Consider the following 16,822-nt stretch of genomic DNA (forward strand, 5'->3'; position numbering starts at 1 on the left):
AAATTTTAAGTAAATTTATTTTTTACTGAATTGGTACACTACATTTATTGGAGCACCTTCTACCATGACATTAGATTTTAACGTCATAGCTGATTCGGTAAGGTTTTCTATATTTAAACGATAACCTGCACCTCCAGAAATATCTTGATTTTTTTCGTTAATGAATTTGAATTGTAACTGACTAGTGTAGTTCTCTTCACGTTCAACAACCGACCATCTAATATAACGGTCTCCACCAGTACAAAAAGTAGATTGGTCAATAGTATATCTACCAGTGCTATTGTTATCACGAAAGAACCATTCGCTACCTTCTAAACATATATCTTCTACGTCATTAAATAATACTGCCTTTACATTGCCAGTATTACCCTCAAAAGAAACATCATTTAAAGTCCATGTGCCGCTTAGTAGATTTCTTTTTGCACGAGCATCTTTAGACACTGAACATGAGGTTATTAAAAGTACAATACTAAAAAGTAAAATTATTTTTTTCATAAGTAAAAAATTTAGGTTTGATCTATATACGTTGCTTGTTATTCTTTGGATGAATTAATTTTATTTATTCGACCAAATGCCACTACAAAGATGCTGCTAAATGTAAATACCTATTACCTCTTTTAACATATTTCTTAACGTATTTCCCTAATACGCGATAAGTTCCTTTAAATCAGATTCAAACCTAGACTTAGCAAGGTATTGCTCTTCAAGCTTAGTGTTAAAAGGAATCGGTGTCTCTAAACTCCCTACTCTTTTTATAGGACCGTCTAAATACTCAAAACAATTCTCCATCACCATTGCTGAAATATCACTGGCTACTCCTCCGAAAAGGCTATCTTCCTGTAATATAATTAGCTTGCCTGTACGAACAACAGAATCATAAATAGCTTTGGTATCTAAGGGTTGTAATGTTCGCAAATCCAAAAGATCTGCACGAATACCCGGATTGTTTTCTAAGGTTTCTAAAGCCCAATGAACTCCGGCACCATAGGTAACAATGGTAATTTGATCACCTTGTTTTAAAAGACTGGCTTTCCCTAATGGCAAGGTATAATAATCAACGGGTACTTCTTGATATAAACTTCTATACAATCCTTTATGTTCAAAAAACAAAACGGGATTAGGGTCTTCTATCGAAGTTGCCAACAAACCCTTAGCATCATACGGGAATGCTGGGTATACGACCTTTAAACCTGGAGTTTTAGTAAACCATGCCTCATTCGTTTGTGAATGAAACGGACCAGCAGACACTCCGCCGCCGCAAGGCATACGAATTACAACATCTGCATTCTCTCCCCATCTATAAAAACTTTTAGCCAAATAATTCACAATTGGATTAAAGCCGCTACTTGCAAAATCTGCAAATTGCATTTCCATAACCGCCTTCATTCCATTAATTGATAAGCCCATTGCAGCAGATACAATTGCCGACTCACAGATGGGCGTATTACGTACACGCTCTTTACCAAAATCGTTTACAAAACCATCTGTTATCTTAAAAACGCCACCATACTCGGCAACATCTTGCCCCATGATAACTAGGTTGTCAAATTTTTTCATAGACTGTCTTAGCCCTTCAGAAATAGCATCGACTAAACGTATATTTGTAACAAATCTACTTGGTCTAATTTCTTTTAAATCATATTTTTGATATACTTCACTTAATTCTTTACTTTCATTAGGTGTAATGAAATCTTCACTAAAAGCTATTCGCAGATGCTCATCTATTTCTGCCTGAATATCTGCCTTATAATTGGCGATACTTTCTTCGGTCAATAACTTCTCGCCTATAAGGTATTGCGTAAAATTCTCCAATGGATCTTTCTCTGCCCAAGTATCTAAAAGCTCTTGTGGTACATATTTTGTTCCACTCGCTTCTTCATGTCCACGCATGCGAAAAGTTTTGAATTCTAATAAGACCGGTCTTGGGTTTATTCTCATATCTCTAACCAAATGAGATACTTTTAAATATACTTCAAGAATATTATTACCATCTATAATATGAGATTCCATTCCGTAACCAGCTCCCTTATCTGCAATGTTTTCACATTTAAACTGCTCGTTTGTCGGTGTTGATAATCCGTATCCATTGTTTTCGATACAAAAAAGAACCGGTAAACCCCAAACCGAAGCAACATTTAAAGCTTCATGGAAATCACCTTCACTCGTTGCTCCTTCGCCTGAAAAAACAGCGGTTACCTTCTTTTCGTTCTTTAATTTATGAGCTAAGGCAATACCATCTGCCACACCCAATTGCGGACCCAAATGAGATATCATGCCTACAATCTTAAAATCTTGGGTTCCAAAATGAAAACTACGATCACGACCTTGCGTAAATCCGCTTGCTTTCCCCTGCCACTGTGCAAATAACCGATACAGTGGTATCTCTCTAGCGGTAAATACTCCTAAGTTTCTATGCATAGGTAGTATATACTCATCACTATTTAACGCAGAAGTAACACCAATAGAAATTGCCTCTTGACCAATGCCGCTAAACCATTTAGATATTTTACCTTGTCGTAATAATATCAACATTTTTTCCTCAATCATACGAGGCTTGAGCATTGATTTATAAAGCTTTAATTTGACGTCTTGAGTTACTTTAAAATCGGTGTAATTCATTGATAAAGGCAATTTTGGCTATTAATATATAAATGTAACAAAAATGTATATAGTAAGTATAGATTACAACAACGCTTATAAATCGACAATAATTATTAATTTTACGTAAAATCTTTATAAATATGAGCTTAGTACCTAGTGTTGATTTGTCGGATTTTCTTTCGGAAGACCCAAAAAGAAAACAAAAGTTTATTAATGAAATCGGAAAAGCCTTTGAAGAAATCGGATTTGTTGCTTTAAGCGGACACTTTTTGTCTGAAAAATTAGTGGATACATTATATAGTGAAATTAAAGAATTCTTTGATTTACCCGAAAATGTAAAAGACGGATACCAGATTGAAGGTATTGGCGGGCAACGTGGTTATACCTCATTCGGTAAAGAACATGCCAAAGGAAGAAAAGAAGGCGATTTAAAAGAGTTTTGGCATTTTGGCCAATATGTTGAGGATAATGATGAACTGGAAAAAGAATATCCTGCCAATGTAATGGTTAAAGAACTACCTGAATTTAATAAAGTAGGAAAGGAAACCTATAAAATGCTAGAGAAAACAGCGAGATACGTATTACGTGCGTTAGCTCTACATTTAAATTTAGATGAATTCTATTTTGATAATTATATTAAAAATGGAAATTCAATTTTACGTCCTATACATTACCCACCTATTACCTCGGAACCTAAAAATGCAGTACGTGCTGCAGCGCATGGTGATATTAACTTAATTACATTGTTAATGGGTGCTCATGGTAAAGGACTTCAAGTTCAAAACCATGATGGTGAATGGGTTGATGCTATCGCGAGACCTGATCAATTGATGATAAATGTTGGCGACATGCTTTCTCGACTAACCAATAATAAATTATTATCTACCATACATCAAGTGGTGAACCCGCCAAGAGAATTATGGGGGACTTCAAGATATTCTGTGCCATTTTTTATGCATCCGGTGAGTGAAATGTCATTGAATTGCTTAGATAACTGTATTGATGACGAACACCCTAAACTATATACTGATATTACTGCAGGTGAATTTTTACATGAAAGATTAATCGATTTAGGATTAATCAAAAAATAGTCTATATGGATCTTAAAGACCAGTTAAAAAATCTATTTCCAGAGCACGAACCAGAGGAAACTCCTATCGAAAAAACAGTGGATAATCCTATTTGGCTTCAAGATGACCCTATCATTTGCAAGTACGAAAAACGAAAAGGCAAACCCATTACAATTCTAGAAGGGTACACTGGTGCCGATGAAGATTTTAAGAAATTAGCTAAAGAATTAAAGACAAAATTGAGTGTTGGTGGTAGTTTTAAAGATGGCAAAATAATAATTCAGGGAGATTACAGAGACAAAATTATGAGCATATTGAAAGACAAAGGCTTCTCTGTTAAACGAGTAGGTGGATAATTTAGCGAAAAACACTACATTAAAAGTTCCATTTGTTTTCTGTTAAATAATTTTTTAACGTTGTTATTAGTATTATTTTTAATCTATTCAAACTAAAATCAAACCTGGTATGAGTTCTCTCTTGCACATTACCAATGGAGATGTTTTCACCGAACGTCTTCAAAAATTAAACTTAGATGGCGACGTCATCACTTGGCGTGAAATGCTATGTGAAGGACAGACACTACCTAATGTTGGTTCAGAAACCTTTTGGAAAGCTCGTTTTGAGTTTCTCCATAAAAACTATAAAGTTTCAAAATCTTGGTTTATTGAAAAGACCCTTAAAGAATATAGGTCTCTTTGTAACCACAAACAACAAGATCATATCGTTCTTTGGTTCGAGTATGATCTTTTTTGTCAAGTGAATATGCTTGCCGTTATTAGCTGGCTATTAACACACAGAAAATATGCTCAAATATCTTTAGTGTGCAGCGGCAAAGAAGATGGTACAGATAAAATGTACAGCCTTAATGAGCTTACCGATGACCAATTATTAGGTCTATATAAGAATAAAAAGGTATTAACACAAGATGATACCGAGTATGCTGATTATGTTTGGCAATTGTACTGCAGCAATAATCCTATTCGTTTAGAAAACCTTACTGATTTTAACGATTACCAATTCGATTATCTTGGTGATGCGGTAAAATCGCATCTAAAACGTTTTCCTAGTATTAACAACGGCTTAAATGAAATGGAAAATACCATTTTACAGCTTGCTATAGACAGGAAACCAAAATCTAAAACTGAATACATAGATGTTTTACTTAAAAATCAAGGTAACTTAGGTTTTTCTAATACACAGTATGACCGTGCTTTAACGAGGCTAAAACCATTAATAACTAGTTTAAACCCTGTGCGTATTTCTAAGAAAGGCAAAGAGATTTTAGATGGTCAAACCAGCTATTATTCTTGCATACAAGACAATGATGTGTATTTAGGAGGCGCTTTGAAGTACAATTTCCTTTATAATACTAGTACAAACCGAATTTTAAAATTATAGCATGCAACTAAAGCCTGCTGAGCTTATCATCAATGATGATGGCAGTATCTACCATCTTAATTTATTACCAGAAGATATTGCAACCACCATTATAACCGTTGGCGACCCAGATAGGGTGCATCAAGTATCTAGACATTTTGATACTATTGAGGTTAAAAAGGGCAAGCGTGAATTTCATACACATACTGGTCATTTAAATGGTAAACGTATTTCAGTGATTTCTACAGGAATCGGAACAGACAACATCGATATCGTTTTAAACGAGTTAGATGCCTTGGTAAATATCGATTTCAACACAAGAACGCTTAAAGAACATCATATTTCCTTAAATATCATTAGAATTGGAACTACAGGTGCTATACAGCCAGATATTCCGATTGATTCTTTCTTGATTAGTAAATATTCTATCGGTTTTGATGGACTTTTACATTTCTACGAGCATGATGAAATTAACTATACTAAGATAGAAGATGAATTTATCGCCCATACTTCTTGGGACACCAATAAAGCAAGACCATATGTACTCTCCTATTCTAAAAAGCTAGGAGAATTGTTTAGCGATAATCGTATACGATTAGGTTTTACCGCAACAAATACGGGCTTTTACGGACCACAACAGCGTCAGTTGAGATTAAAGCCCAGTCAAATGGAATTGATGGAGAAATTATCCACCTTTAGCTACAATGATCTAAAATTGACAAATCTAGAAATGGAAACTTCGGGTATTTATGCACTGGCCCAACTTCTTGGTCATGAAGCCGTATCTCTAAATTGTATTTTAGCCAATAGATCGACTGGGGAATTTTCCATTACACCCACCGAATCTGTAGATAAGCTCATTGAATTTTGCTTGAAACGATTGGCTTAACATACATTTACAGTATTTTACTATTGTACTTCTTATTTTTACGCAAATCTTATCATGAAAAAAGACAACCTGAAGCATAGAGATATTAATTGGCTCTATTTCAATGAACGCGTTTTGCTTGAAGCTAAAAGTACCGACACGCCATTATTAGAGCGATTAAAGTTCTTGGCCATTTTTTCCTCTAACTTAGATGAGTACTTTAAAGTACGTGTTTCTCAACTTCGCCAAATCAAGCATCTAGACAAAAAATTTCGAAAGAAGCTAATGTTTAAAGCTAATAGCACGTTACAACACATATTAAAAACGATCAATGAGCAACAAGTTGAGTTCGGTAAAGTAATTAAAGCGACCCTTTCTGAACTTGAGGAACATAATATTTATGTTCGCAACACATCTAATTTTACAAACGAACAAAAACAATTCTTAGAATCGCTTTTCGATAAAAGTATTAAAGAATTTTGTTCGGTACATAAAGAAAACTTAGAATTAACCGATGGGGCACTTTATCTAGCGGTTACACATTCTGACCATAAATACAGTATTGTCGAGATACCTACAGAAAACCAAGATCGCTTTATAGTTTTACCAGGCGATGGTCATCAATTTTGCTATTTAGATGATGCTATTAGGTTGAACATTCAAAAATTATTGCCCAACAAAGAAATTGATGCCTGCTACTCTATCAAACTTTCTAGGGATGCCGAATTGTATTTAGAAGACGACTACTCTGATATTGAATTAGTAGAAAAAATATATAATTCTCTAAATAAACGCTTATCAGGACAAGCCACAAGACTTCTTTACGATGAAACTATGCCTAGCTGGCTAATAGATGCTTTAAAATCGGATTTCAAATTGGGTTCGGTAGATTTGTCTCCCGGTGGGGCGTATCACAATTTATCCGACTTCTTTTCTTTTCCACTTCCAAAAGGCACGGAACATTTACAATACCACGAAAAACCGGCATTACCACATCCAGAATTATCTTATACCAAAAATATCTTTGAAAGTATTTCAAAAAAAGACCAACTGGTACATTTTCCGTATCAAGACTTTAAAGTAGTCGAAGAATTTTTGACTACAGCAGCTACAGACCCTCAGGTAAGTGCTATAAAAATGACTATTTATCGCATTGCAAAGTCGTCTTCGCTTGCAGACGCTATTTTAACAGCATTAGATAACAACAAAAAAGTTACTCTATTTGTTGAAGCCCAAGCTCGATTCGATGAAGCCAATAATATTAAATGGGGGCGTATTTTTGAAGAGAAAGGAGCCAAAGTGATTTTCAGCATACCACAAGTAAAGGTGCATTCTAAAATAGCAATGGTCTACCGTAACGAAGATGATAAAGTAAAACGTTATGCCTACATAGGTACTGGTAATTTCAATGCCAAAACCTCTAAAATATATTGTGACCACGGACTCTTTACTGCTGATAAAAAAATTACGAAAGACTTAGGTCAAGTGTTTCAAGTTTTAGAAAGAAAAATTATAGTTCCAAAGTTGAAACGCTTATTGGTTTCACCATTTACTACTAGAATTACCTTTCTAAATCTTATTCAGAACGAAATCAATGCTGCTCGCGAGGGTAAAAAAGCTGCTATTACCGCTAAAATGAACAGTCTTGAAGACTCTGATATGATTAGGGCCTTATACAGAGCAGTTAACGCCGGTGTGGATGTTCTCCTTATTATCAGAGGCTTTTGCTGTTACTTAACTGCTAACGATGACCCTAGTGAAGGAATGAGAGATAATATTTACATCACAAGTATAGTAGACCGCTATTTAGAACATGGTAGAATTTACCATTTTGAAAATGATGGAGACGAACTTATGTATATTGGTTCTGCAGATTGGATGACGCGAAACTTAGATAGAAGAATAGAAGTGCTGACCCCTATTCTAGACCCAGATATTTTTGATGAGTTGAAGCATATTCTAACATTACAGCTAAATGACAACCAAAAAGCACGTGTTCTAGATTTAGAAAACTCTAATAAAAAGGTTGCTCAAGCACTTGGTCAAGAAAATATACGTTCTCAATATGCCATTTACGATTACCTTAAAAATAAATTAGATGAAAACCGTTAAGATTATTGGTGTACCCGAACATTTTAACCTTCCTTGGCATTTAGCTATAGAAGAAGGTGCATTTAAAGAAAGAGGCATAAACTTAGAATGGACAGAAGTGCCAGAAGGTACAGGTAGGATGAGCGAAATGCTTAAAAATAAGGATACTGACTTAGCCATCATCTTAACTGAGGGAATCGTAAAAAGCATAACCGAAGGTAATGAGGTGAAAATTATTCAAGAATACATTGCCTCGCCCCTACTATGGGGAATTCATGTGGACGCCAATAGTTCATATAGCGCTCTAAATGATTTAAAGGACACTACAGCTGCTATTAGCCGTTACGGTAGCGGTAGCCACCTAATGTCTTACGTTCAAGCTACAAATATGGGCTGGGACACTGAAAATTTAAAATTCAATTTAATTAATAATCTTGATGGAGCTGTTGAAGGTTTGTCTTCTGGAACTGCAGATTACTTTATGTGGGAGCGTTTTACTACAAAACCACTAGTTGATAGTGGTGTATTTAAGCACTTAGGAAACTGCCCTACACCTTGGCCATGTTTTGTATTGGTAGGGACAAATTCATTTTTGAAAGAAAACGAGGGAATTTTAAAGCATATTCTTGAAATTATCAACATGTATACAGTTGAATTCAAACAAATTCCCTGTATTGATTCTACGTTAGCAAACAGATACCATCAAAAGTTAGAAGATATACAAGAATGGCTAGAAATAACCAAATGGAGTCAAAAACAACTACCGGAACCTACTTTGATCAAAGTACAAAATACGCTGAAGGAACTTAATCTAATTGAAAAAGTAATTCCCGTATCCGAAATTCTAAAATAATTTAGATTGCAGCTAGGCTGTAATGCTTTTGAATCAATGCTTTAAAAGTTTCGTCAGATAAAGGTTTCTGAGCAAAATCAGCAATATATTGGTTAGCAATTGCGCGTTCTTTATCTTCTTTGTTATCACTAATTGTAACTAGTACAATAGTAATCTGTTCCTTTAGTTTTTTAGGCACCAACTCTTCATAAGCATCCATAAACTGCCACCCATCCATAACAGGCATTCTTAAGTCTAACATGACCATACAGGGCAATTCTAATTTCTCTTGACCTTTACCAAGAATAAAATCAATAGCTTCTTGACCATTAAGAGCAGAATTGATATTCACATCCATATCTAATTTATTAATAAAGATGGAATGTAAGAAGTTACTTGCATCATCATCATCTACCAGTAAAATAGTATTTAATCTTTCTAAGTTATTCATTTGAGCTGTTATTTAAGTTGTTAGCCACTATTGTACCCCAAAGTACAATCTAAAATTTAAACCATTTAATAAGTATCTAACTTACCACACTATATTTTTATTGCCTAAATCACCTAGTATTTTATTGCAAGACGAAAAATGCTTGTTCCCAAACCAATATCCTCTATTGGCACTTAATGGCGATGGATGACCTGATGTTAATAAGTAATGCCGCTCTGCATCAATAAGTTTTACCTTTTTCTTAGCATAACCACCCCAAAGCATAAAAACAATATGCTCGCTATTTTCTGATAGTTTTGAAATTACGGCATCCGTAAATACTTCCCAACCATGTTTTTGATGACTTCCAGCTTCATGGGCTCTTACCGTAAGCGTAGCATTTAATAATAGAACGCCCTGTTTAGCCCAACGTTCAAGATTTCCACTTTCTGGGTAAGGAATACCTAAATCACTTTCAATTTCTTTAAAAATATTGATTAACGAAGGTGGATGTTTGATACCATCTTTGACCGAAAAGCATAAACCGTTTGCTTGATTAGGACCATGATATGGGTCTTGACCAATGATAACCACTTTTGCGTCTTCAAAGTCACAGTGATTAAAAGCAGAAAATATATCAGCATACTCCGGATAACACGTATGCTCCTCATATTGACGTTTAACAAATTGCATTAAATCTTTAAAATAAGGCTTGTCAAATTCTGACTGCAACTGATTTTTCCAACTCTTAACCAAATCAATATCCATGATGCTCATTCTTTTTATATATCAAAGTTACTGTTAACCCTGCTGTAAGACAATACCCAAATTCCTAGAACTATGGTTAATTTCACCCAACATAAATTAGTAATTAGTATTTACACTGCATTTTATAAGTCCGACACTTTACTCATTTATAAAATTTCATTGTCAATGCGTACCTTTGCAGCTCATTAAAACATAACGTGGCTAACATACATTCCAAAACATTACAAGACTTAGAATTTCCTTCTGTATTAAAACAAGTTTCTGCGCGTTGCCATACCGAATTAGGTAAAGAAGCGGCATTAGAAATTGCACCATTTATCACTGACGAGGTTATTAAAGTAGAACTTGGCAAAACAGCCGAATATCTATCTTCACTTATTAGTGAAAACCGAATTCCTAATCATGGTTTCGACGCTATTAATGCCGACCTAAAGCTTCTGAAGATTGAAAATACAACCTTAGAACTACAAGGGTTCAAAAGAATAGCGAGCATTTGTACCACTGTTGCACAACACCAAAAATTCTTTAAAAAATTCAAAGAGTATTATCCCCTTTTCCATGATTTTGCTTTGAAATTGGAGCAGAACGCTGAAATTCCGATTTTAATCAACAATGTCATCGATCGTTTTGGTGAAGTAAAAGACAACGCATCTGATGAGTTGTTTACGATCAGAAGGCAAATAAACGCAGTTCGGGGAAAAATCAGTCAAAGCTTTGGTTCTGCCTTGAATACCTACCAATCATCTGATTATTTAGATGAAATCAGGGAATCTGTAGTAGAGAATAGACGTGTTTTAGCAGTTAAAGCCATGTATCGCAAGAAAGTTAAGGGTGCCGTTATGGGTACATCAAAAACTGGAAGCATTGTTTACATAGAGCCTGAAGCGGCTTTGAAATACAGTAGAGAACTCAATAACTTAGAGTTTGAAGAAAAGGAAGAAGTGCAACGTATTCTTAAGCAACTAACAAATCAGATAAGACCATTTAGAGCGCTTTTAAGCGATTATCAAGATTTTTTAATGCAAGTGGACGTTATTGCTGCAAAAGCCAAGTACGCAGAAGATATTGACGCTCTATTGCCTAAAATTAACTCAGACAATAGATTGTATTTACGAGATGCATACCATCCGCTATTATTTTTGAATAATAAGCACAAAAATGAAAAGACATATCCGCAAACAATTGAATTGCATCAAGAAAACAGAATTATAGTTATTTCTGGACCCAATGCAGGCGGTAAAAGTATTACGTTGAAAACCATTGGTTTACTTCAAGTAATGCTTCAAAGTGGAATGTTGATTCCGGTACATGAAAGAAGTGAAGTTTGCTTCTTTAAAAAGATTTTAACAGATATCGGAGATAACCAAAGTATTGAAAATCATTTAAGTACGTACAGTTACCGCTTGAAGAACATGAACCAGTTTCTAAAGCGTTGTGATCATAACACCCTTTTTCTAATCGATGAATTTGGTACTGGTAGTGATCCTGAATTAGGTGGTGCATTGGCAGAAGCCTTTTTAGAAATATTTTACGAAAGAGGCTCATATGGCGTTATTACAACACACTATGCTAATCTAAAAGCATTGGCCAATGAATTACCCCATGTTACCAACGCTAATATGCTATTTGATGGTAAAACATTAGAACCTACATTTCAACTGATTTTAGGGCAAGCCGGTAGTTCATTTACATTTGAGGTAGCGCAGAAGAACGGAATCCCTTACTCGCTTATTAATAAAGCGAAGAAGAAAATAGAACGTGGCAAGGTTCGTTTCGATGCCACTATTGCCAAACTACAAAAAGAGCGTAGTAAAATGGCTGAAACTGGTTCAAGGTTAAAAGAAGAGGAAACAAAAGCAAGAGAAGAAAACGAAAGATTAGAAAAGCTGAACGCTAAAATCAAATCTAAACTCGAAAACTATCAAGAGCTTTACGACCATGACCAACGTATGATACAATTGGGCAACAAAGTAAATGTTGCTGCCGACAAATATTTTCAAGACAATAAGAAACGTCCTTTAGTATCTGAGCTATTGAGAATCGTTGAAACCGAGAATAGCAAAAGAAAGAAGAAGACTGCTAATCAAGCCAAAGCCGAACGTGTTAAAAAAGCAAAAGTCGCCGAAGAAGTTCAAAAAGAAGTAAAGGTTATTCGTGAGAAAAAGAAGGTTGAAAAGAAGGTTGAAAAGAAGAAAGCCATCTTTAAGGAAAAAAACAAACCTAGACCGGTTTTTAATATAGGTGACCGTGTTCGCATGTTAGATGGTAAGGCCGTGGGCAGTATAGATTCTCTTGAAAAAGGTAAGGCTATTGTTAATTACGGCATATTTACTACCAACGTAAGTGTAGACCAGCTAGAAATGGTTGAAAGGAAGAAATAACACTATATTACAGGTAGTTATATGAAATCGTATACGATTTACAAGTGACTTTTGAAACTAAACATAGTATTCATTACATCATATTTTGGAATAATTACTGAGGTTTTATTATATAAATGTTGTGAGATGTTGATCAAGAATTGTTTTAATTTTACAATGTGAATTCAAATAAAAAAATCATTCTTTTTGATGGTGTTTGCAACTTATGCAACAGCAGCGTTCAGTTTGCTATAAAGCGAGATGAGCATGACATTTTTAGATATGCTGCCATACAAAGTGAAACAGGGAAAAGGTTATTAACCGAACGCAATATCGATACTAATGAAATCGATTCCATAATTCTAATAGAACCAAATATTGCCTATTACACCAAATCAACAGCTGCCCTCGAAATTGGCAAGGATTTAAAAGGACTTAATACCGTATCTTCTATTTTACTATGGCTACCAGAATCCTTTAGAAATATCGTATACGATTTTGTTGCCGCCAATAGATACAAATGGTACGGTAAAAAAGAGGCTTGTATGATACCTACCGAAGAATTAAAGAGCAAATTCATTTAAATACTTCATTAATAACCCCTTAAAACTATTTTTAATCCTAACAACAAAACTTTTAACCCTATTACCCCGTAACCCAACACTTTTAATTTCATTCATTTATCTTATCAATGTTTGAAATAAAGATTGAGTTATATGAATGAAATACATAGGAAACGTTATAAGAAAAAAAGATATTTGATACCGGTAGTATTAATTATACTTCTCATTATAATTCGTTTATCCCTCCCCTATTTTGTAAAAAATTACATAAATAAAGTCCTTGCCGACATACCCGGTTACTACGGTCAAGTAGAAGATATTGATTTATCTATTATTCGTGGAGCTTATACTATAAACGGCATGTACTTAAATACAGTCGATGGTAATACTGAACTTCCTTTTTTAGACTTCAAAAAAACCGACATTTCAGTAGAATGGAATGCACTTTTTCATGGAAAAATAGTTAGTGAAATTGAAATGACAGATCCTACCATATTATATGTAGTTGAAGATCAACAGGACACCACAGGAGTTGCCGATACTGAGGACTGGTCTAAAGCGCTAACCAATTTAGTCCCTATTGACATTAACCAATTTACGATTAAGAATGGAAAATTTGCATTTTTACAATTACAAGCTGATCCAAATATTGATTTACACTTATCTAACGTAGAGTTATCAGCATCTAATCTTAGAAACGTTGTGGAGAAGACAAGAACGTTACCTTCTAATATACATGCTACAGCCACATCAATTGGAAATGGAGACGTCATATTGGACGGGGATATGAACTTGGTTAAGGAGATTCCCGATATGGATGCTTCTTTTAGTCTTGAAAACGCAAATGCAAAGGCTCTTAATGATTTTACCAACTATTACGCAGGTATTGATTTTGATGAAGGCTCTTTCGATTTATTCGGAGAATTAGCAATTGCAGATGGTTACATGAAAGGCTCTTTTAAACCTATTTTAAACAATGCAAAACTTATAGGCAAAGACGACGGATTTCTACAAACCCTCTGGGAAGGATTTGTAGGCTTTTTTAAGTTTGTTCTAAAAAATCATAAGAAAGATACCCTTGCTACTAAAATACCAGTAGAAGGAGACTTAAACAATGTGAAAACAAAGGTTTGGCCAACAGTCACTAGAATATTCAGAAATGCATGGATTCAGGCTTATAAGGATGTTGTAGATGATGATCTTAATTATCAAGATGCCACTGAAGGTGCCGATAAGTTGAATAACAAAAAAACTAAAAAGAAATAGGTTTACTTTTTATAGTTATCATCCCAATTCTTAACTTTTGGTTCATTTAGCTTACCTACAGATTTCGCTACCATCATGGAGACAGTTGCATCTCCTGATACGTTTATAACCGTTCTGCACATATCTAATGGTCTATCTACAGCAAATATTAATGCTAAACCAGCTTCAGGTATACCTGCTTGAGCGAGTACTATAACTAGCATTACCATACCAGCTCCTGGTACGGCAGCACTGCCAATTGAAGCCAAGGTAGCGGTAACGATAATTCCCAATTGCGCCGACAAACTTAAATCCATACCAAATGCTTGCGCAATAAATACTGCAGCAATGGCTTGATATAAGCTAGTACCATCCATATTTATAGTTGCACCAATTGGTAATACAAAACTTGTAACTTCTTCATCTACGCCCAAATGCTCCTCTACCCTCTCCATGGTTACTGGTAAGGTAGCTGCGCTTGAACTTGTTGAAAATGCTAAGAGTTGAGCCGGTGACATACCTTTCATAAATGTACTTGGTGACGTTTTTGTAAAAACCCAAACCAAAAGTAGATATACACCTAACATTAACGATAGCCCCAAAACAACACAGAAAGCATACCATGCCAACGCTTTAAATAAATCTAGACTAGGTGATTCCACCACTAAAGCCGCCAATAATGCAAAAACACCAAATGGTGCCGCTAACATGATAAGGTCTATCATTTTCAGAATTACCTCATTGAAGCCATCAAAAAACTTTTTAACCGGTGTTGCCTGTTCTTCTGGAATCAATATTAAACCTATACCAAAGAAAATGGCAAAAAATATAACCTGTAACATGTTACCATTGTCAGATGCTGCAGCAAAAATATTACTTGGCACCAAGTCTTCTAAAGCCTGTAATGGTCCGGCTTCTTTTTGTTTATCTGCTTTACTTTTGATTGCATCTGCATCACCTTTGTAATTTTCAACTAGTTCGGTACGTGTTGCCTCACTTATAGAAGAACCTGGTTTTACAATGTTTACAACACCTAAACCAATAGTAACAGCGATAACTGTGGTAGCGATATAGATACCAATAGTACGACCACCCATTTGAGAAAGCTTAGAGATATCCTTAAGATCAGATACTCCTTTTATCAATGAACCTAAAATAAGAGGAACGGCAATTAGCTTTAATGAGTTGATGAAAATATTACCAAAAGGTTTGATCCAATCTGAAATCAATTTTGGTCCCCAATCTAATTGAACCATGGCTAAAGCAAATAAAACTCCTGCTAACATTCCTATTAGAATTTGCCAATGCAACTCAAGCTTCCTCATATATAAATTAGTTTAGGGAAGTAAGATAGTATTTTGCAAGGAAAAGTGCTAAAAACGGAACCTATAATTTAATGGTCCTGTTCAATAAAGTGTAATCTGCCAAAACCAATGCGGTCATAGCCTCAACTATTGGTACTGCTCTAGGTACTACACAAGGGTCATGTCTACCCTTACCCTGAGTTTTAATAGTATTACCCTCTTTATCAATTGTTTCGTAGCCTTGAATTACGGTTGCGACAGGCTTAAAAGCTACATTGAAATAGATATCCATTCCGTTACTTATTCCTCCCTGAATACCACCGCTATAGTTGGTTTTTGTAGAACCATCATTATTAAATTGGTCGTTGTGTTCACTGCCTTTCATCTTAACACCTTCAAAACCGCTACCATACTCAAAGCCTTTTACAGCATTTATAGATAACATTGCCTTACCTAATTCGGCATGAAGTTTATCGAAAACTGGTTCTCCTAAACCAATCGGTACATTTTTGGCTACACATGTAATAATACCGCCAATGGTATCGCCGTCTTTTTTAATAGACTTGATATATTCTTCCATCTTTGCTGCCATTTCTGGATCTGGACAACGCACGTCATTAGTTTCCGTTAACAATAAATCTAATTCAGTATAATGCTTACCTAAATTCATATCTCCTACTTGAGATACAAAAGCTTGAATTTCAACACCTTTCAAAAACTGCTTCGCAATAGCACCTGCCACTACTCTACTTGCCGTTTCACGCGCAGAACTTCTACCGCCACCACGGTAATCTCTAAAACCATATTTCTTATCATACACGTAATCTGCATGCGATGGTCTGTACGAATCTTTTATATGTCCGTAATCTTTAGATTTTTGATTTGTATTATGAATCGCAAAACCTATTGGTGTCCCCGTAGTTTTACCTTCAAATATTCCTGAATAAAACTCTACTTCATCTGGCTCTTTTCTCTGAGTAACAATTGCGGATTGCCCTGGTTTACGACGATTAAGATCATTCTGTATGGCATCAAAATCTAATTCTATTTCTGATGGACAGCCATCTATAACCCCTCCAATTGCTTTTCCGTGAGATTCTCCAAAAGTGCTTACCCTAAATATGTTTCCGAAGGTATTTCCAGCCATAATATATGCGTTCTTAATAATGTAATACTGATTGTAATACTTACAAATCAACCGACTTCAAAGGTAAATGTTAAATGCTGGAAAGAAAAATTTTAAAAGCGCATAATATTAGCTTAACCTTATGGATTTGTGATAATGATTATTTAACCTTATGATTAAAAATTGT

General features: G+C 35.0%; 15 protein-coding genes. 9 read left to right on the plus strand and 6 right to left on the minus strand.

The genetic code is table 11. From position 1 onward, the window contains the following. Positions 1-15: 15 nt before the first annotated feature. A complete protein-coding gene (locus Q0871_RS02210) occupies positions 16-495 on the minus strand; it encodes a lipocalin family protein (RefSeq protein ID WP_299317367.1) in 480 nt (159 codons plus the stop codon). A 147-nt stretch (positions 496-642) separates the two neighbouring features. Continuing rightward, positions 643-2,619 carry a thiamine pyrophosphate-dependent enzyme gene (locus tag Q0871_RS02215; RefSeq protein ID WP_299317369.1) on the minus strand — a complete coding sequence of 659 codons (1,977 nt, stop codon included), beginning with the start codon at positions 2,617-2,619 and terminating at the stop codon, positions 643-645. Between the two features lie 122 nt (positions 2,620-2,741). Between Q0871_RS02215 and Q0871_RS02220 the strand changes: the two genes are divergently transcribed. The 6 genes from Q0871_RS02220 to Q0871_RS02245 all read left to right on the plus strand — a co-directional run bounded on the left by Q0871_RS02220 (position 2,742) and on the right by Q0871_RS02245 (position 8,860). Continuing rightward, positions 2,742-3,692 carry a 2-oxoglutarate and iron-dependent oxygenase domain-containing protein gene (locus Q0871_RS02220; protein WP_299317372.1) on the plus strand — a complete coding sequence of 317 codons (951 nt, stop codon included), beginning with the start codon at positions 2,742-2,744 and terminating at the stop codon, positions 3,690-3,692. A gap of 5 nt (positions 3,693-3,697) precedes the next feature. After that, complete coding sequence (locus Q0871_RS02225; protein WP_299317374.1) at positions 3,698-4,027, plus strand: translation initiation factor; 330 nt, start codon at positions 3,698-3,700, stop codon at positions 4,025-4,027. Between the two features lie 109 nt (positions 4,028-4,136). After that, entirely contained in the window at positions 4,137-5,069 is a 933-nt protein-coding gene (locus Q0871_RS02230; protein ID WP_073244609.1) for a DUF1835 domain-containing protein, read from the plus strand. A gap of 1 nt (position 5,070) precedes the next feature. Then, positions 5,071-5,937: a nucleoside phosphorylase gene (locus tag Q0871_RS02235; RefSeq protein ID WP_299317379.1), complete on the plus strand. Its 867-nt coding sequence runs from the start codon at positions 5,071-5,073 to the stop codon at positions 5,935-5,937. Between the two features lie 54 nt (positions 5,938-5,991). Continuing rightward, positions 5,992-8,028 carry a polyphosphate kinase 1 gene (gene ppk1, locus Q0871_RS02240; protein ID WP_299317382.1) on the plus strand — a complete coding sequence of 679 codons (2,037 nt, stop codon included), beginning with the start codon at positions 5,992-5,994 and terminating at the stop codon, positions 8,026-8,028. Then, positions 8,015-8,860, plus strand: coding sequence for a substrate-binding domain-containing protein (locus Q0871_RS02245; protein WP_299317385.1), 846 nt, complete (start codon positions 8,015-8,017; stop codon positions 8,858-8,860). The genes ppk1 and Q0871_RS02245 overlap by 14 nt, the downstream gene beginning before the upstream one ends. Before the next feature lies 1 nt (position 8,861). Here Q0871_RS02245 and Q0871_RS02250 read toward each other — a convergent pair whose 3' ends face one another. Together Q0871_RS02250 and ung are read right to left on the minus strand one after the other, a co-directional pair. After that, positions 8,862-9,290, minus strand: a complete 429-nt coding sequence (locus Q0871_RS02250; protein ID WP_299317387.1) for a response regulator — start codon at positions 9,288-9,290, stop codon at positions 8,862-8,864. Positions 9,291-9,371: 81 nt separating this feature from the next. Beyond that, positions 9,372-10,037: a uracil-DNA glycosylase gene (ung, locus tag Q0871_RS02255; protein WP_299317389.1), complete on the minus strand. Its 666-nt coding sequence runs from the start codon at positions 10,035-10,037 to the stop codon at positions 9,372-9,374. Between the two features lie 197 nt (positions 10,038-10,234). On the opposite strand from ung, the gene Q0871_RS02260 reads away from it, so the two are divergent. From Q0871_RS02260 to Q0871_RS02270, 3 genes are all read left to right on the plus strand, one after another. Then, a complete protein-coding gene (locus Q0871_RS02260) occupies positions 10,235-12,418 on the plus strand; it encodes a DNA mismatch repair protein MutS (protein ID WP_299317391.1) in 2,184 nt (727 codons plus the stop codon). A 158-nt stretch (positions 12,419-12,576) separates the two neighbouring features. Further along, the gene (locus Q0871_RS02265) at positions 12,577-12,981 is read left to right on the plus strand and encodes a thiol-disulfide oxidoreductase DCC family protein (RefSeq protein ID WP_299317393.1); all 405 of its coding nucleotides are present in this window, start codon (positions 12,577-12,579) and stop codon (positions 12,979-12,981) included. A 132-nt stretch (positions 12,982-13,113) separates the two neighbouring features. After that, a complete protein-coding gene (locus Q0871_RS02270) occupies positions 13,114-14,226 on the plus strand; it encodes a DUF748 domain-containing protein (RefSeq protein ID WP_299317395.1) in 1,113 nt (370 codons plus the stop codon). A gap of 2 nt (positions 14,227-14,228) precedes the next feature. Here Q0871_RS02270 and Q0871_RS02275 read toward each other — a convergent pair whose 3' ends face one another. Together Q0871_RS02275 and aroC are read right to left on the minus strand one after the other, a co-directional pair. Then, the gene (locus Q0871_RS02275) at positions 14,229-15,530 is read right to left on the minus strand and encodes a dicarboxylate/amino acid:cation symporter (RefSeq protein WP_299317396.1); all 1,302 of its coding nucleotides are present in this window, start codon (positions 15,528-15,530) and stop codon (positions 14,229-14,231) included. A 61-nt stretch (positions 15,531-15,591) separates the two neighbouring features. Then, positions 15,592-16,656 (minus strand): chorismate synthase, encoded by a 1,065-nt coding sequence (gene aroC / locus Q0871_RS02280; RefSeq protein ID WP_299317399.1) that lies wholly within the window; start codon positions 16,654-16,656, stop codon positions 15,592-15,594. Between the last annotated feature and the right edge of the window lie 166 nt (positions 16,657-16,822).

Source organism: uncultured Maribacter sp., assembly GCF_947500985.1.
Lineage (GTDB): Bacteria > Bacteroidota > Bacteroidia > Flavobacteriales > Flavobacteriaceae > Maribacter.